Origin of the sequence: Brevibacillus parabrevis, assembly GCF_022701015.1 — a bacterium.
Lineage (GTDB): Bacteria > Bacillota > Bacilli > Brevibacillales > Brevibacillaceae > Brevibacillus > Brevibacillus parabrevis.
In genome coordinates, this window is the sequence record NZ_CP064090.1 from 1,527,407 (window position 1) to 1,544,509 (window position 17,103).

Annotated in this window: 13 protein-coding genes; 11 read left to right on the top strand and 2 right to left on the bottom strand. The window is 52.6% G+C overall.

What is annotated here, in order from left to right; all coding sequences use genetic code 11:
* Window positions 1-9: 9 nt before the first annotated feature.
* The 5 genes from argB to argF all read left to right on the top strand — a co-directional run bounded on the left by argB (window position 10) and on the right by argF (window position 7,468).
* Window positions 10-810, top strand: coding sequence for an acetylglutamate kinase (gene argB, locus IRJ17_RS07295; RefSeq protein WP_173596429.1), 801 nt, complete (start codon window positions 10-12; stop codon window positions 808-810).
* A gap of 13 nt (window positions 811-823) precedes the next feature.
* Window positions 824-2,005, top strand: a complete 1,182-nt coding sequence (locus IRJ17_RS07300; protein ID WP_122966094.1) for an aspartate aminotransferase family protein — start codon at window positions 824-826, stop codon at window positions 2,003-2,005.
* A gap of 205 nt (window positions 2,006-2,210) precedes the next feature.
* Complete coding sequence (locus IRJ17_RS07305; protein ID WP_122966095.1) at window positions 2,211-3,317, top strand: carbamoyl phosphate synthase small subunit; 1,107 nt, start codon at window positions 2,211-2,213, stop codon at window positions 3,315-3,317.
* Entirely contained in the window at window positions 3,310-6,552 is a 3,243-nt protein-coding gene (gene carB / locus IRJ17_RS07310; protein WP_242774025.1) for a carbamoyl-phosphate synthase (glutamine-hydrolyzing) large subunit, read from the top strand. Before IRJ17_RS07305 ends, carB begins: the two co-directional genes overlap by 8 nt.
* A complete protein-coding gene (gene argF / locus IRJ17_RS07315; RefSeq protein ID WP_122966120.1) occupies window positions 6,497-7,468 on the top strand; it encodes an ornithine carbamoyltransferase in 972 nt (323 codons plus the stop codon). Before carB ends, argF begins: the two co-directional genes overlap by 56 nt.
* A gap of 144 nt (window positions 7,469-7,612) precedes the next feature.
* On the opposite strand, the gene IRJ17_RS07320 is transcribed toward argF, so the two are convergent.
* A complete protein-coding gene (locus tag IRJ17_RS07320; protein WP_242774027.1) occupies window positions 7,613-8,155 on the bottom strand; it encodes a histidine phosphatase family protein in 543 nt (180 codons plus the stop codon).
* Window positions 8,156-8,619: 464 nt separating this feature from the next.
* Between IRJ17_RS07320 and IRJ17_RS07325 the strand changes: the two genes are divergently transcribed.
* From IRJ17_RS07325 to IRJ17_RS07335, 3 genes are all read left to right on the top strand, one after another.
* Window positions 8,620-9,879, top strand: coding sequence for an argininosuccinate synthase (locus IRJ17_RS07325; RefSeq protein WP_063229292.1), 1,260 nt, complete (start codon window positions 8,620-8,622; stop codon window positions 9,877-9,879).
* The gene (argH, locus tag IRJ17_RS07330) at window positions 9,876-11,321 is read left to right on the top strand and encodes an argininosuccinate lyase (protein ID WP_122966098.1); all 1,446 of its coding nucleotides are present in this window, start codon (window positions 9,876-9,878) and stop codon (window positions 11,319-11,321) included. Before IRJ17_RS07325 ends, argH begins: the two co-directional genes overlap by 4 nt.
* A gap of 167 nt (window positions 11,322-11,488) precedes the next feature.
* Window positions 11,489-12,607, top strand: coding sequence for a GerAB/ArcD/ProY family transporter (locus IRJ17_RS07335; protein WP_122966099.1), 1,119 nt, complete (start codon window positions 11,489-11,491; stop codon window positions 12,605-12,607).
* A gap of 55 nt (window positions 12,608-12,662) precedes the next feature.
* Here IRJ17_RS07335 and IRJ17_RS07340 read toward each other — a convergent pair whose 3' ends face one another.
* Window positions 12,663-13,820, bottom strand: coding sequence for an iron-containing alcohol dehydrogenase (locus IRJ17_RS07340; RefSeq protein ID WP_063229294.1), 1,158 nt, complete (start codon window positions 13,818-13,820; stop codon window positions 12,663-12,665).
* A gap of 389 nt (window positions 13,821-14,209) precedes the next feature.
* On the opposite strand from IRJ17_RS07340, the gene ftsE reads away from it, so the two are divergent.
* Genes ftsE through IRJ17_RS07355 form a run of 3 tightly spaced genes read left to right on the top strand, consistent with a single transcriptional unit; the run spans window position 14,210 to window position 17,010 of the window.
* Window positions 14,210-14,896, top strand: a complete 687-nt coding sequence (ftsE, locus tag IRJ17_RS07345; protein WP_063229295.1) for a cell division ATP-binding protein FtsE — start codon at window positions 14,210-14,212, stop codon at window positions 14,894-14,896.
* Window positions 14,886-15,782 carry a permease-like cell division protein FtsX gene (gene ftsX / locus IRJ17_RS07350; RefSeq protein WP_122966101.1) on the top strand — a complete coding sequence of 299 codons (897 nt, stop codon included), beginning with the start codon at window positions 14,886-14,888 and terminating at the stop codon, window positions 15,780-15,782. The genes ftsE and ftsX overlap by 11 nt, the downstream gene beginning before the upstream one ends.
* A 25-nt stretch (window positions 15,783-15,807) precedes the next feature.
* On the top strand, window positions 15,808-17,010 hold the full coding sequence (locus tag IRJ17_RS07355; RefSeq protein ID WP_122966102.1) for a murein hydrolase activator EnvC family protein: 1,203 nt from the start codon (window positions 15,808-15,810) through the stop codon (window positions 17,008-17,010).
* The last annotated feature ends 93 nt before the right edge of the window (window positions 17,011-17,103 follow it).

Consider the following 17,103-nt stretch of genomic DNA (forward strand, 5'->3'; position numbering starts at 1 on the left):
GGAAAAGCGATGCAGGGGATAGTCGTTATCAAATGCGGCGGCAGCACGATGGATCAGTTGCCGGACTCTTTTTTTCAGGCGATTGCGAAGCTGCAACAAGAAGGCAAGCAGATCGTTATCGTGCATGGCGGGGGGCCTGCGATTAACAGCATGCTGGACCGCGTGCAAATCACGCCGCAGTTTGTCGACGGGTTGCGTGTGACTTGCGAAGATACATTGCGCGTCGTGGAAATGATTTTGTGCGGAAGCATCAACAAGCTACTCGTGCGGCGCTTGACCCAAGCGGGCGCCAAGGCATGGGGCGTGAGCGGAATCGACGGACAGACACTCGTGGCGCAAAAAACGTCCAAACCGCTGGGCTGGGTAGGAGAGATTACGAAAGCCGATACGGCCATTCCGGCTGCGATTCTGGAAAAAGGCTACGTTCCGGTCATTGCTCCGCTGTCCGTGAGCGATAGCGGGGTGGATACGTACAACGTCAACGCGGATGTAGCAGCGGGCGCAATCGCGGCAGCACTTTCTGCGGAAAAGCTGATCATGGTAACAGATGTGCCAGGGATCATGCGGCCGCAAGCAGACGGCACCAAAGAAGTTGTCGCGCAAACAAGCACAGAAGAGATTCAAGCGATGATCCAGGCTCAAATCATTACCGGCGGAATGATTCCGAAGGTTCAGGCAGCACTGGATGCACTCGGTCAAGGCGTCAATCAGGTCGTCATTTGCAGGGGAACAGCGGAAGACTTGCTCGGCGTCTGCACAGGGGAGACAGTCGGTACAACGGTCAGAATGAATGTAAATCACGCCAATTAAGGAGGGCAAAGACATGAGTACAGTGACAGCGCCATTGCATGTTATGAATAACTATGCAAGATGGCCAATCAGCCTGGTAAAAGGCAAAGGAAATCAAGTGTGGGATGATCAGGGGAAAGCCTATCTCGATTTTACCTCAGGCATCGCGGTCACCTCTTTGGGGCATGTCCCGCCAAAAGTGACAGCCAAGCTGCACGAACAGCTGGATACGCTGTGGCATTGTTCTAATCTGGTGCACATTCCGCAGCAACAAATTTTGGCGGAAAAGCTGAGCCGCCTGTCAGGGCTGGATCAGGCGTTTTTTTGCAACAGCGGGGCCGAGGCGAATGAGGGCTTGATCAAGCTTGCTCGCCGCTATGCGCAAAAAGTGAAAGGCGAGGATCGCTACGAGGTCATTACGTTTGCGCAGTCTTTTCACGGACGTACCTTGGCGACTTTGACAGCGACAGGCCAGGACAAGGTCAAGGATGGTTTCCTGCCTTTGCCTGCGGGCTTCGTCACAGTACCGTACAACGATCTCGCGGCGGTTCAATCCGCGATTAACGACAAGACGTGCGCGATCATGCTGGAACTGGTTCAGGGCGAAGGCGGCGTGCACCCGGCAGAGGAAGCCTGGGTGAAATCACTGCGTGACTTGTGCGATGAGCACGGATTGTTGCTCTTGGTCGACGAAATTCAGACGGGCATTGGCCGAACCGGCACATGGTTCGCTTTTCAACAATATGGAGTCAAGCCGGATGCGATTTCTTTGGCAAAAGGCTTGGGCAGCGGCTTCCCGATCGGCGCAGTCGTTGCTACAAAAGAAGTGGCAGAAGCATTTTCGCCAGGGACGCACGGAACGACATTCGGCGGAAACCCGTTGGCAGCGACAGCAGGAATCGCTACGCTTGCGACGATGGAAGAAGAACAAATCCTCGATCAGGTAGCGCATATCCATCAAGTGTTGACGCAAGAGCTGGAAAAATTGAAGGCCGAGCATCCAGACAAGATCGTCACCGTGCGTGGAAAAGGGCTGCTTTTGGGCGTAGAGCTGACCATCCCGGCGGGCGATATCGTGACGTATGCACGGGAAAAAGGAGTCATCTTCCTGACGGCAGGGCCGCAAGTTTTGCGTCTGCTCCCTTCCTTCGTTACGACGGACGAGGAAGTAAAGCAGGCAATGGCTGTATTCGGAGAGGCTTTGGAGCAAGCCTAACAGCAAAGATTGCATGTTCTGCCAAAATGCAACGAGTTGCGGAAGTCAAAAAACTCGTTGCATTTTTATAATGCTGAATGTATATTAATACAAAGAGTTGCATAAATTCTCGGTATGAACGGTATACAAGTGAATGAATTATTCACCTGATCATATGCGCCAGTTGGCGTCTAGACGTGCCTATTGGAGAGGAGTGGCTTCACGGATGAACAGAGAGAATCAATCACTGGGAACGGGATACCTCACGTTGGAGAGCGGCGAGGTATTCGCAGGACAGCTTTACGGTGCTCCCATTAACGGATTCGGAGAAGTGGTTTTTCATACAGGGATGACGGGCTATCAGGAAGTCATGACTGACCCTTCCTTTGCGGGACAGATCGTCACCTTCACATATCCATTGATCGGGAACTACGGGATCAATGAAAAAGATTATGAAGCAGCCAAGCCGGCATTGACGGGAATGATCGTCAGCGAGCTGTGCACAGAGCCTAGCCATTACGAGTCGACCAAGACACTGGCCCAGGCGGCGGAAGACTTCGGCTTTCCGATCCTGGCCGGAATCGATACCCGAACCATTACGAAGCGCGTGCGGCAAAATGGTCCGGTCTTCGGTGTGATTTCCGATCAGCCTATGCAAGCGGCTGAAGTGGCGTCACTGCGCTACAAGCATGCGAAAAAATCATTGGTAGCGAACGTTTCCACGAATCAAATCGAGCGTTACCCGGGTACAGGCGAGCATGTCGTGCTGGTCGATCTCGGAATGAAAAAATCGATTCTCGATTCGCTGCTGGAACTGGGATGCCGTGTCACGGTGGTGCCGTTTGATACGACATTTGCCCAAATCAACGCGCTTGCGCCAGACGGACTGCTGTTTTCCAACGGCCCTGGAGATCCGGAGCATCTGCTCGCGTATTGCAGCGAATGGCGAAAAGCGGTTGAGCAGTACCCGACACTGGGCATCTGTCTGGGCCATCAAGTGCTGGCGCTGATGTACGGCGGCAAAACAGAGAAGCTTGCTTACGGCCACCGCGGAAGCAACCATCCGGTGAAGGACATGATGACGGGCAAGGTATACATGACCTCGCAAAACCACGGATACGTCGTCAAGGAAGAAGCTTTGGACAAACGCCAGTTGGCCGTGTCGTACCGAAATGTAAATGACGGCTCGGTAGAAGGGCTGCGCCATGTGAGTCTGCCCGTGTTCAGCGTGCAGTACCATCCGGAGGCGCATCCCGGACCGAGCGATACTTCCCATATATTCCACCAATTCTTGCAATCGATGCGTGTAGTAGGAGCGAAGAGATATGCCTAAATTGCCACACATTCACAAAGTTTTGGTTATCGGTTCTGGCCCGATCGTTATCGGTCAGGCGGCCGAATTTGATTACGCCGGAGCACAAGCCTGCCTTTCGTTGAAAGAAGCGGGCGTGCAGGTCGTGCTGGTGAACAACAACCCGGCGACGATCATGACAGATGAGCAAGTAGCAGACAAAGTGTATCTGGAGCCGCTCACCGTGGAATCGGTGACCGAGATTATCGCCAAGGAGCGCCCGGACGGCCTTTTGCCTACACTGGGCGGACAGACCGGACTGAATCTCGCCGTTTCCCTGGCGGAAGCGGGAGTCCTGGAAAAGTATCAGGTACAGCTGCTGGGAACGCCGCTTGCCGCCATTCAAAACGGGGAAGACCGTGAACTGTTCAAGCAGTTGATGCAACAAATCGGAGAGCCGGTTCCCGAGAGCGACACAGTGGAATCCGTAGAAGCGGCCATTCAATTTGCCAACTCCATCGGCTATCCCGTCATCGTCCGTCCTGCCTATACATTGGGTGGAGCAGGGGGCGGCATCGCCGAGGACGAAGCTGCTCTGCGCAAAGTTGCGGCGGGCGGCATCGCAGCCAGCCCGATCGGGCAAGTGCTGATCGAGCGGAGCGTAAAAGGCTGGAAAGAGATTGAATACGAGGTCATGCGGGATGCCAACGACACCTGCATCATCGTCTGCAATATGGAAAATTTGGACCCGGTGGGTATCCACACGGGAGACAGCATCGTCGTGGCGCCATCGCAAACTTTGACAGACCGCCAGTATCAAATGTTGCGCAGCGCTTCGACAAAAGTGATCCGCTCGCTGGGCGTAGTAGGCGGCTGCAATATCCAGTTTGCCCTCGATCCCGATTCTGACCGCTACGTGCTGATCGAAGTCAACCCGCGGGTGAGCCGCTCGAGTGCGTTGGCTTCCAAGGCGACAGGCTATCCGATTGCGCGGATCGCTGCCAAGCTGGCATTGGGCTATGGGCTGGACGAAGTGATCAACCCGATTACGGGTTACACGTATGCCAGCTTTGAGCCTGCTTTGGACTACATCGTGGTAAAAATCCCGCGCTTTCCATTTGACAAGTTCCCGCACGCTGACCGCAAGCTGGGTACGCAGATGAAGGCAACGGGCGAAGTCATGTCCATCGCCCGCAATCTGGAGGCTGGTTTGTTGAAGGCCGTTCGCTCGCTGGAGCAAGGCTGCACACACCTGTCTCGCCCGGAGCTTGCTTCCTGGACGAATGAAGAGCTGGCTCAAGCTTTGCAGGATGCGACTGATATCCGTTTGTTCGTTTTTGCCGAAGCGATTCGCAAAGGGTTCACAGAAGAACAGTTGCACGGCCTGACAGGGGTAGATCCGTTTTTCCTGCGGAGCTTGCGCAAAATCGTCGACATGGAAGTCGAGCTGTCTGCTCACGACAGCAGCACACTCTCCACAGAGCTGCTGTTGGCTGCCAAACGTCTCGGTTTTGCGGATGAAACAATCGCTTCGCTGACCGGAGCAACGCCTTTGCAAATCAAACAACAGCGCGAGACAGCGAACATTACGCCTACTTATAAAATTGTGGATACGTGCGCGGCAGAGTTCGACGCACAGACACCGTACTACTATTCGGATTGGCAAGGAGTAGATGAAGTCGAGACATTGACCGGACGAAAAGTTCTGGTGCTCGGCTCCGGCCCGATCCGCATCGGGCAAGGCATCGAGTTCGACTACTGCTCTGTCCACGCCGCGAAAGCTTTGCAAGCAAGCGGAATTTCCGCTGTCGTCGTAAACAACAACCCGGAAACTGTGAGTACGGATTATGAAACGGCTGACCACCTTTACTTTGAGCCGCTGCATGTGGAAGATGTGCTGCACGTTGCCGAACGTGAACAGGTGGAAGGAGTCATGGTTCAGTTTGGCGGGCAAACAGCGATCAACCTGGCGGCAAAGCTGGAACAGGCCGGGCTGAAGGTAATGGGCACGTCACTGGCTGCCATTGAACGGGCAGAGGATCGCGAGCTGTTCTACGCCATGCTGCGCAAGCTCGACATTCCGCACATCCCGGGCAAAGGGGTGTCGTCTCTGGAAGATGCGACCGCGATCGCAGAAGAGATTGGCTTCCCTGTTTTGATGCGGCCTTCGTACGTCATCGGCGGACAAGGAATGGTGGTTGTACACGACATCGCAGAGCTGGAAGCGACGATCAGTGAATGGCTGAATCATCCGCAAAGCAGCGCGTTTTTCCCGCTTTTGGTCGATAAATACGTACCAGGTCGGGAAGCCGAAGTTGATGCGGTTTGCGATGGGCAGTCTGTCGTGATCCCGGGAATTTTTCAACACGTGGAGAAAGCGGGGATTCACTCTGGTGACAGTGTGGCGCTTTTCCCGGCTCCAGCCCTATCTGCTGAAATCAAGAGCAAAATCGCCAGCTATACAGAAGCGATCGCCCGTGAAATGGGAGCGGTTGGTCTGATCAACATCCAGTTCGTCATCGACACGGATACCGTGTATGTGCTGGAGGTAAACCCGCGTGCATCGCGTACGGTGCCAATCACGAGCAAGGTGACAGGCATCCCGATGGTCCAGTTGGCTGTAAAGGCTCAATTGGGTGAAAAGCTGGCGGATATGGGATACGGAACAGGCTTGCTGCCGGACATTCCATTTGCCGTCGTCAAAGCACCTGTCTTTTCCACGATCAAACTGAATGGCGTGGACCCGGTTCTCGGTCCTGAGATGAAGTCTACCGGAGAGGTGTTGGGACTGGGACGGACGTTTGAGGAAGCGGCCGGAAAAGCGTTTGCCTTCAAGGACAATCTGTACGGCGACTGGCAAACAGGCAAGCTGGTCATGGTCTCGCTAACTGACGCGGACAAAAAGGAAGAAGTCGGCAAGCTGATCGGACAGCTGCAAGCAGAAGGAGCGGCTCTAGCGGCAACGGCTGGTACGGCCGAATGGCTGGCAGCGTCTGGCGTTTCGGTCAAACATGTCGTGGAAGACGAAGCGGCCTGGAATCAATTGCTGCAAAAAGAGCAGGCAGCCTTTGCGCTGATTACCGCTACAAAAGGAAACCAACAGGGCAGAAGAGGGTTTGCCTTGCGCAGCCGCATGGTGCAGCAAGGAGTTCCGCTGTTCTGTGCAACAGATACATTCTCGTTATATGTGAAGTCCATTATGATGAAAAGAGGTGGCTCTCATGCAGCCAGTGAAGATATTGGAACACTTTCAAAACTTGCCCCTGCAAAAGCATAAAGGAAAAGACTTTTTGCGTGTCGATGAGTTCAGCGGTGAAGAATTGATGGAGTTGCTCCATCTTGCGGCGCACATCAAGCAGCTGCAAAAGCTGGGACAGCCGTTTACGCCTTTGCAAGGCAAGACGTTGGGCATGATTTTTGACAAGGCTTCGACTCGTACGCGCGTTTCCTTTGAAGTGGGGATGCACCAGCTTGGCGGGCTCGGAATGTTCATGAGCGGCAAGGAATTGCAACTGGGACGCGGAGAGCCAATCAGCGATACGGCAAAAGTATTGTCGCGCTACGTCGATGCGATCATGATTCGCACGTTCTCGCACTCTTACGTGGAAGAGTTGGCTGAACACGCCTCTATTCCGATCATCAACGGTTTGACGGATTTGTACCATCCATGCCAGGCACTGGCTGACATGCTGACGATCTGGGAGCACAAAGGCAAGCTCAAAGGCGTCAAGCTCGCCTATGTGGGCGACGGGAACAACGTAGCCAACTCGCTCGTTCTGGCAGCCGTTTTGCTCGGACTCGAAGTGCGCGTGGCAACGCCGGTTGGCTATGAGATGGATGCTGCCATCGTAGCAAAAGCGGTCGAGTACGCGAAAAAGAGCGGCGGAAAAATGATCGTGACGCATGACCCGGTAGAGGCAGTCGCGGGGGCAGACGCTGTTTACACAGACGTATGGACCAGTATGGGCTTTGAAGAAGAAAACGAAGTGCGCCTGAAGGCATTCGCCGAGTACCAGGTGAACGAGCAACTGGTAGCACACGCGGATCGCCATTACTTGTTCCTGCACTGCTTGCCAGCGCACCGTGGCGAAGAAGTGAGCGCGGGAGTCATTGACGGCGCAAGCTCGGTTATTTTCGATCAGGCTGAAAACCGCTTGCATGCACAAAAAGCCGTTTTGGCAGCGCTCGTGTAGAGATACGCGTAATGAAGCCGAACAGGCCGTGAATTTGTGATTTGCGCTTGCCGAAGAAACGGCAAACTAAAAAAAACAGTTACAAGAGGCACAGTGTTTTGAACCTGGCCCTTGTAACTGTTTTTTGTTTGGACGCACGCTCAGCTACAGCTCGATCCTGGTTAGCTGCCATTTTTCCCGTCTTTGTGTGAGGTGAAATACGTCTGGATTGCGAAGCTGCTCCCAGTCGGAAAAGCCAATCCGCTCGTCGAAAGCTTTCAGGACGAGGGCGAGCAGACAGCCGTGTGTGACAAGCACAAAAGTCTGGTCGCTTTCGCTTTGCAACAGTTCGTGGATGACTGCGCAGGCCCGATCCATTGCCTCCTGGCTGGACTCGCCACCCTCCAGCTTGAGAGAAAGGTCAGCGAACGTATCGCGCAACCGCTCATACCAGTCAGGGCGAGGCACGCTGGAAAGCACGCGTTCTTCCAGGCGCTCGTCCGTTTCTATCAGGATGCCTTGCTTGCGAGCAAATGGCTCGATCGTAGCCAGCGCCCGCCGATACGGACTGGAGATAATGCGGTCGATCGGGTAAGCGGCAAAAAACGATGCCAACTGCTCGGCTTGGGCCGCTCCTTGTTCAGTGAGCGCCGCTTCTGGTTCTTGGCCTGTAGCCTGGCAGTGGCGCACCAGAAAAATTTGCTTCATCTGTTCCTCCCATCCGGCTTTGAAAGTCCCAAAGCGTATAACTATATGGATTCTCCCTGAATGGGAGTCATTCCTATCGTCGCCGCAGCTTCATTTCGCATGAATACACTTTTCTATGCATAAATACAGTTTTATACACGCCAAAAAGCGGGCAAGAAGCGAGCGGGAGGCAACACAGATTCGGTTTTGAATAAACAGAATTTTCCGCCTATACAAAAGGCACAAGCGGCAAGTCTGGATCGGATCAGAGCGCGATAAAATGGCGAAAAACGCCTATGCGATGGGAACTGGCGAATGGCACATGTGAAAAAAGCGGGTAGCTTGCCGCTTTTTCGGGTAAAAAACGGCTGACTAATTTTGTCTGTGAAAATCTCGCAAATAAATGCGAAAAGTGGTTGTATTTTTATTAACTCGTTTGTATAATTACTCACATAAGAGATCACTTGAAACGGGGAGAGAGAATAATGGCAAAAGATAAAATTGTTTTGGCCTACTCTGGCGGTTTAGATACATCGGTAGCAATTAAATGGTTGCAAGACACGTACAATTTTGACGTCATCGCGGTTGCTTTGGATGTAGGGGAAGGCAAAGACCTCGATTTCGTTCAGAAAAAAGCACTTCAAGTAGGAGCGCTCAAATCCATCGTTGTTGATGCGAAGGAAGCATTCGCAGAAGAATTTGTCCTGCCTGCCCTGAAAGCAAATGCGATGTACGAAGGCAAATACCCGCTCGTGTCGGCTTTGTCGCGTTACCTTATTTCTCGCGTGCTGGTTGAGATCGCAGAAAAAGAAGGCGCTGTAGCGGTAGCGCACGGTTGCACAGGAAAAGGAAACGACCAGGTGCGTTTCGACGTATCCTTCACTGCCTTGAATCCTGATATCAAAATCGTGGCGCCTGTTCGCGAATGGGGCTGGACTCGCGACGAAGAGATTGAATATGCGAAAAAGAACAATATCCCGATCCCGATTGATCTGGACAATCCATACAGCATTGACCAAAACTTGTGGGGCAGAAGCTGCGAGTGCGGCGTTCTGGAAGATCCGTGGGCAGCGCCGCCAGAAGGTGCGTACGATCTGACGAAATCAATCGCAGACGCTCCAGAAGAAGCGGAAGAAATCGAGATCACGTTTGTCCAGGGCAAGCCAACTGCGCTGAACGGCGAGGAACTGCCATTGTCCGAACTGATCCTGAAGCTGAACAAAATTGCCGGAAACCACGGCGTAGGCCGCATCGACCACGTAGAAAACCGCCTGGTGGGCATCAAATCCCGCGAGGTGTACGAAACACCTGCTGCGACTACCCTGATTCTCGCGCACCGCGAGCTGGAATTTTTGACGCAGCCTCGTGAAGTAGCGCAATTCAAGCCGATTGTGGAGCAAAAAATGGCGCAAGTGATCTATGAAGGTCTGTGGTATTCGCCAATCCGCAATGCCGTTCAGGCGTTCATCGAAGAAACGCAAAAGCACGTAACAGGCGTCGTTCGCGTGAAGCTGCACAAAGGACATGCGATTGTAGTGGGCCGCAAATCTGCTTCGACACTCTACAGCCACGAGCTGGCTACTTACAATGCAGGCGATCAGTTCGATCACAAAGCAGCGCTTGGTTTCATCAAGCTGTGGGGATTGCCGACAAAAGTATACGCGCAAGTGAACGAAGGCGTATTGCATGAGAACAAAAATACGGCGATCAAGATTTTGGATGAAAAGGATGCGATCACGCAATGAAACTGTGGGGAGGACGCTTCACGAAGCCGACGAATCAGCTCGTAGAAGAGTATACAGCTTCTATCTCTTTTGACCAGAAGATGTGGCGTCAGGACATCGTCGGCAGCCTGGCTCATGTTGCCATGCTGGGCAAGTGCGGCATCCTGCCGATGGAGGAAGTACGTCAAATCATCGCGGGCTTGAAAAAAGTAAAAGACAAAATCGAGCGTGGGCAGGCCGAGTTTTTGGTCGCGCACGAAGATGTTCATATGAATATCGAGAAAATGCTGATTGAGGAAATCGGTCCGGTGGGGGGCAAGCTTCACACCGGACGCAGCCGCAACGATCAGGTTGCCCTGGATATGCACCTGTACCTCAGAGAGAAGCTGATGGAGATCATCCAGTTGGCGATGTACCTGCAGGAAGCGATGCTTGCGCAAGCCAGTCAGCACCTTGATACCGTCATGCCGGGTTATACGCATTTGCAACGTGCGCAGCCTGTCCTGTTCGGCTACCACCTGATGGCGTATGTTTCGATGCTTCAGCGTGACATCGAGCGGATGACCGAGACGTGGAATCGCGTGAATGTGCTGCCGCTTGGCGCCGGTGCCCTGGCAGGCACGACGTTCCCGATCGACCGTACGTTTGTGGCTGAGATGCTGCAATTTGACGGCATTTATCAAAACAGCATGGACGCGGTTAGCGATCGCGATTTCATCGTCGAGTTTTTGGCTGACGCTTCGCTGTTGATGACGCATTTGTCCCGTCTGTGTGAAGAACTCGTCATCTGGAGCAGCCAGGAGTTCTCGTTTGTCGAGCTGGATGATGCCTTTTGCACAGGTTCCAGCATCATGCCGCAGAAGAAAAATCCGGATGTCGCCGAGCTTGTGCGCGGAAAAACGGGCCGTGTGTACGGCAATCTGTTTGGTTTGTTGACCGTGCTCAAAGGCTTGCCGCTGGCGTACAACAAAGACATGCAGGAAGACAAGGAAGGCATGTTCGATACCGTGGCGACGATTCATGGCGCTCTTGCTCTGCTCACGCCGATGATCCAGACCATGCAGGTGAGAACAGAACGCATGCGTCAGGCTGTCACCAACGATTTCTCCAATGCGACTGATTTGGCGGATTACCTGGTGCGCAAAAACATGCCGTTCCGCCAGGCGCATGAAGTCGTGGGCAGAACCGTTCTGTACTGCATCGAGCAGCAAAAATATTTGCTCGACTTGACTCTGGAGGAGTTCCAAAGCTTCTCGGGCGTGATCGGGGCAGACGTGTACGATGCGCTGGCAGTAGAGACGGTCGTAAATGCCCGCAACGTGCTGGGCGGTACAGCGCGCAATCAGGTAGAAGCACAGATTGCCTGGTTCCAGAACAAGCTAAAAGAGACGCACGTCTGGGTAGATAAAAACAGTCAAAAAGTGATGATTGAATCGTTGATCGATGTCGGATCACCCGCATAATCGAGCAGTTTGACTAAAGCATGAGGACGGATAGGCAGCGAGCCTGTCCGTTTTTTTCATGCAAAAATGAATTTGAGGGGAGCGGAGGCGGGGCTTGGCGTTTAGCTGGGGGCGTATGGGGAAATAATTGTGAAAAGGTCATAAGGTCGAAAGCGGGCAAAATCATCATGCTGGACAATTACAAAATCAGTCCCCGACAATTTATGATGCTGGTTACCCTCGTAACGATTGGAGATTCTGTACTTGTCCTGCCGGCTATCTCAGCCGATCTCGCGAAACAGGACGCCTGGATTGCAGTCATGATCGGGCTTGTCATCGGACTGGGCAATGTGCTGCTGCTGATCGCAGTGGGCAAGCGCTATCCGAATGTAAGCTTTTTTTCGTTTATCGATCGATTATTCGGGCGTGTCCTGGGCACCATGATTACGCTCTCCTTCGTCTGGTACACGTTTTTTTCAGCCTCAGCTCACGTCTTGGAAACAGGAGATTTTGTCGGGACGTATCTTTTGAATGACACGCCGAGCATCGCGATTCAGCTGTTGCTCGTTATTCTCATCATGTTCGGAGTGCGGCTCGGGCTGCAAACGGTGGCCTACTCTGCGCAAATTTATTTTTACACCTTCTTTTTCCTGTTCGTGCTGCTCATCCTTTCCCTGATTCCGCAAGCTGATCTTTCCCGGCTACAGCCTGTGATGGAAAATGGCTGGAAGCCGATTGTGGCAGGTGCCATCCCTTCCGTTGCGTTTCCTTTTTCAGAGTTGGTTATATTTTTGGCGATTCTGCCGTACGTTTCACCCATTCAAAAGCGGATGCGGCATTTTTTGAAAGGGGCTTTTTTGGGCGGGATGGTGCTTGCGATCGTTATTTTTATGTGCATCCTCGTACTGGGCGCTGACCAGACAGCGCGCCATATGTACCCGTCGTACGTCCTGGCGAAGCAAATAAAGATCGGGACGTTCATTCAGCGGCTGGAAGTCATTCTCGCCGTGGTCTGGTTCATCGCTGTGAACGCCAAGATCACGATTTACAGTGTGTTTTTTCAACTGGGACTTCGCCACGTTTTCCGCATTCAAGATATGCCTGTGCTTACGTTGCCGTACATGGTCATGCTGTTGGTCATGGCAAATATTTTTACGCCAAACATGGTTGTGTATGGCAGCATCATCTCGCAATACTGGCCGTATTACGACTTTACCTATTCGATCGGGCTTCCCGTGCTGATGCTGATTGTGTACAAGTGGAGGAGCAAATTGGCCGGGCCGCAAATCCACGACACGAAACAATAACGCCGCGACTCTTGCGAGAGCGCGGCGTTTTTCCTTGGTCGGCAGCTATGATTTTTTACAGAGACATGCGCAAAATTTCGTGGACGTCTGCACTGGTTAATGTTTTGAACTGACCAATCGGACCAAAAGGAGTTGCTTTCTGGGCCATAAGTTCCAGATGCTCGTCCGTAATTTGATAGTCAGCGAGACGGGTAGGGGCTCCGATTCGGGCAAAGAACGCTTCTACAGCAGCGATTCCCTCAAGCGCCACTTCCTCATCCGTTTTTCCGGCGGGATCGACATTCCATACTTCCACGGCAAAACGGACGAATCGCGCCACGTTCTCCTTATACACATACCGCATCCATTTCGGGAAAATGATCGCCAGGCCGCCGCCGTGAGGAATATCGTACACGGCACTTACGGCGTGCTCGATGGAGTGCGTAGCCCAGTCAGTCGTCACGCCGACAGGCAACGTTCCGTTCAAAGCCATCGTCCCACTGTACAGGATGTTGGCGCGCGCGTCGTAATCTTGCGGATTGTCCAGAACGCGCTCGGCGTTTTCGATGACGGTTTTCATGATCGCCTCGGCAAAACGGGTTTGGAGCGGAATTTCGCTCGTGTGCGTGAAGTATTGCTCAAAAACGTGTGACAAAATATCGCTGATTCCGTAAATGGTCTGATCGCGCGGGACGCTGAACGTATTTTCCGGATCGAGAATGGAGAAGGTCGGGAAAGTAGTTCCAGCCCCGTGTTTTTCTTGTGTGTCCCAGTTGGTTACGACGCTGCCGCGATTCATTTCCGAGCCGGTCGCAGCGAGCGTCAGGACGGTGCCGAGCGGCAAAGCTTTTTCGGCTACTGCTTTGCGCGTATAGAAATCCCACACGTTGCCTTCGTAAGGAACGCCGACTGCAACTGCTTTTGCTGCGTCAATCACGCTGCCGCCGCCCACTGCCAAAATCCAGTCGACGCCTTCAGCGCGGCACAGGTCGATCCCTTTTTGCACAGTGCCAAGACGCGGGTTTGGCTCTACGCCTGGAAGCTCCAGCACGCGATTGCCAGCAGCTTGAAGCAGCGAGACAACCTTGTCATACAGGCCGGAGCGCTTGATGCTGCCACCGCCGTACACGAGCAGAACCGTGCTGCCAAGCTGCTTCGCTTTATCTTCCAGCTGGGCCAGTTGGCCTCGGCCGAAAATGAGTTGAGTCGGGTTATAGTAAACGAAGTTTTCCATCACGTCAGCTCCTTCATCGTCTTGCATAGATAGCTACATTTTAACGAACTGCCCGGATGCATGCCAGCCAGCGATGTGCTGAGGCTTAGCCAAAAAAGTTTGGCTTGGTGGCGTTTCGTAAACTTTTCGGTAACAAATCGTGTCGGATGGAAGAGAAAACGCGACGCTTTCGACAAGAAATAAGCGATTTAGTGGATACCATCCGCGAAACAGGGTGGTATAATAAATAAGATGGGTAATCTCGCTGTTTTTCAACATCGAACAACAGAGGTTGCCAGAGGGAAGAGGGGTTTTGTCGATTTTGCCTGAATCAGCAGCATTTCGGCAGAGAAATAAAAATCAGGATCAAGAGAATATAGAAGGATCTGACTATGTAGGATGTGATTTGCTTGATCGAGATGTTTGATGTTTGGAAAACGTACCCGAACGGCACGAATGCACTAAAGGGTATCAACATTCGGATTGAAAAAGGCGAATTTGTGTATGTGGTTGGGCCGAGTGGAGCAGGGAAGTCCACGTTTATCAAGCTCATGTACCGCGAAGAGAAACCGACCAAAGGGCAAATTTTTCTGGGCGGCTTCAACGTAAGCCGGATCAAGGAGCGGCAAATTCCGCTCGTTCGCCGCAGCATCGGGGTTGTCTTCCAGGATTTCAAACTGTTGCCGACACTCACTGTATTCGAAAATGTCGCATTTGCGATGGAAGTAATTGAAAGCAATCCAAAACAGATCAAGCCGCGTGTCATGGATGTGCTGGGTCTGGTCAAATTGAAGCACAAGGCGAAAATGTTGCCAAGCGAGCTGTCCGGTGGCGAACAGCAGCGGGTGGCACTGGCACGGGCGCTGGTGAACAGCCCTGGCATCATCATTGCCGACGAGCCGACAGGGAACCTCGATCCCGAGACGTCGTGGGAGATCATGAAGCTGTTTGAGGAAATCAATCAGCGCGGCACAACAGTCGTCATGGCTACGCACAACCGGGAGATTGTGAACACCATGAGAAAACGGGTCATTGCCATCGAAGCAGGACAAATTGCCCGTGATGAGCAGAGAGGGGATTACGGTTATGAAGATTAGAACGCTGGGACGCCACGTCCGTGAAGGGGTCAAAAACCTCAACCGGAACGGCTGGATGTCGTTCGCGTCAGTCAGTGCCGTTACGTTTACTCTGTTCATTCTTGGCGTCTTCCTGATTTTGGCGATGAACGTCAACTATTTTGCGAAATCAGTCGAAAAACAAGTGGAAATCAGGGTCTTCATGGCGGATCTTACCTCCAAGGAAGACTTGCAAAAATTTGAACAAAGCGTGCGCAACATGCCGACAGTGGAGTCTGTCGAGTTTATTTCCAAGGACGAAGGCTTGAAGCAGTTCAAGGAGAGTATGGGGGACAAGGCGTACCTTTTTGACGGCTTGGAAAAAGGGAACCCGCTTCCCGACTCGTTTGTCGTCAAGACGAAGCTGCCGCAGGACACGCCTGCTGTCGCCAATCAAATCAAGCAAATGAAATCGGTCAGAAGCTTGAACTACGGGGAAGGAACAGTCGAAAAGCTGTTTGCTGCCACTGACACGGTAAGAAACGTAGGGATCGCCTTCATTATCGGTCTGGGCTTCACCGCCATGTTCCTGATTGCCAACACAATCAAGCTGACCATTGTAGCAAGGCGCAGAGAAATCGAGATCATGAAGCTTGTTGGCGCCACGAACTGGTTTATTCGCTGGCCGTTCTTTGTAGAAGGATTGCTCATGGGTGTAACCGGGGCATTAATCCCGATCATTTTGTTGGCAGTTGGCTACTACTACCTGCTGGATGCCATTCATTCCAGCTTTGAAGCTTCCCAACTGTTCAATCTATTGCCATTGTTCCCATTGGTGTATCAGGTAGCCCTCGCTTTGCTGGCGATTGGCGCGTTTATCGGAATCTGGGGAAGCCTGGTGTCAGTTCGCCGCTTCCTGCGAGTTTAACATTGGAAAACGTGGGAGGAGTATCATGAGAAAGAGGATGATCCTAGCAACACTCTTGATCACTGGCCTTTTGGCCGGTTCAGCGATCCCGACTAACGTGAGCTGGGCAGCCAGCAAAGCATCTTTGGACAAGATCAATCGAGAGTTGAAGGAAATACAAAAGAAGAAAAAGCAGCAGCAACAGCAAATGAAGCAAGCTGAGCAGCAAATCGGTGCCGTGCAAAAGGAGCAGCAAGATTTGCAGACACAGCTCATGACGATCGACTTGCGCCGCAATGAAACACAAAGCAAGTTGGACAAGCTGGAGCAGCAAATGAATGAAACGAAGGAAAAGGCTGCCAATGCGCAAGATGAACTGGATGAAGCAAAAGATCGGGTGGCAAAACGGGAAACCTTGTTGAAAACCCGGGTAAAATCCATGTACGAGCGCGGAAATGTCTCCTATCTGGACGTTCTTCTCGGATCGTCCGATTTCGGCGACTTCCTGACCCGCATGGAGGGTTTGCAGTTGATTCTTGAGCAGGATACGCGTATTCTAGAAGACAATATTCGCGACAAAGAAACAGTCGAGACAAAAAAGAAAGAGATCGAGCACCAGCTGACTGTTTATGCAGGGATGCTTGACGAGGCGGAAGCACTCAAAGCCGAACTGGACAAGCAGTACAAGCACAGTCTCGTGGTCAAGGCTGAACTGAAGAAGAAAGAAGCTGCTCTGGAAGAAGACCTGGAGCAGTATGGACAGCAGTTGATCGAGTTCACGAAGCAAGAATCCGCCAAGTACGCGGAGCGTGTGCGGGCGATGAGCGCATCTAGCACGGGTTACAAGGGCGGCAAGCTGGCCTTGCCGGTTGCAGACGGACAATTTCGCTTCAGCTCGGGCTTCGGGGTGCGAACCGACCCGTTTACAGGACGTTCAGCTGGGCATAATGGTGTAGACATGGCAGCTCATAAAGGAACGACGATCATGGCTGCGGCTGACGGTGTCGTAATTTATGCCGGGTATTACAATGGTTTTGGCAATACGGTCATGATCAGGCACAGCGCTGATCTGGTCACTCTCTACGGACACATTCGCGAGGGCGGAATCAAAGTGTCTACGGGACAGTCTGTATCGAGAGGCCAGAAGATCGCAGAAGTCGGCTCCACAGGCCGATCTACCGGAAATCACGTTCATTTTACCGTCTACAAAAATGACGTTGCTGTCAACCCAATGCCGTACCTGAAATAGTCATGCAGCGGGCAGCCAGACAAATATTGCTAACGGGGAATGCATACACTAGCAGCATATCTTTTTGCCGGTAGCACAAAGGATGGTGACGTG

What these genes read in the sequence shown, in the direction of transcription:
- IRJ17_RS07340 (WP_063229294.1), bottom strand. Translation starts at nt 13,820, where the DNA reads ATGGAAAACTTCGTTTACTATAACCCGACTCAACTCATTTTCGGCCGA.
- ftsX (WP_122966101.1), top strand. Translation starts at nt 14,886, where the DNA reads ATGAAGATTAGAACGCTGGGACGCCACGTCCGTGAAGGGGTCAAAAAC.
- IRJ17_RS07355 (WP_122966102.1), top strand. Translation starts at nt 15,808, where the DNA reads ATGAGAAAGAGGATGATCCTAGCAACACTCTTGATCACTGGCCTTTTG.
- IRJ17_RS07300 (WP_122966094.1), top strand. Translation starts at nt 824, where the DNA reads ATGAGTACAGTGACAGCGCCATTGCATGTTATGAATAACTATGCAAGA.
- argF (WP_122966120.1), top strand. Translation starts at nt 6,497, where the DNA reads ATGCAGCCAGTGAAGATATTGGAACACTTTCAAAACTTGCCCCTGCAA.
- IRJ17_RS07305 (WP_122966095.1), top strand. Translation starts at nt 2,211, where the DNA reads ATGAACAGAGAGAATCAATCACTGGGAACGGGATACCTCACGTTGGAG.
- IRJ17_RS07325 (WP_063229292.1), top strand. Translation starts at nt 8,620, where the DNA reads ATGGCAAAAGATAAAATTGTTTTGGCCTACTCTGGCGGTTTAGATACA.
- argH (WP_122966098.1), top strand. Translation starts at nt 9,876, where the DNA reads ATGAAACTGTGGGGAGGACGCTTCACGAAGCCGACGAATCAGCTCGTA.
- argB (WP_173596429.1), top strand. Translation starts at nt 10, where the DNA reads ATGCAGGGGATAGTCGTTATCAAATGCGGCGGCAGCACGATGGATCAG.
- IRJ17_RS07320 (WP_242774027.1), bottom strand. Translation starts at nt 8,155, where the DNA reads ATGAAGCAAATTTTTCTGGTGCGCCACTGCCAGGCTACAGGCCAAGAA.
- IRJ17_RS07335 (WP_122966099.1), top strand. Translation starts at nt 11,489, where the DNA reads ATGCTGGACAATTACAAAATCAGTCCCCGACAATTTATGATGCTGGTT.
- carB (WP_242774025.1), top strand. Translation starts at nt 3,310, where the DNA reads ATGCCTAAATTGCCACACATTCACAAAGTTTTGGTTATCGGTTCTGGC.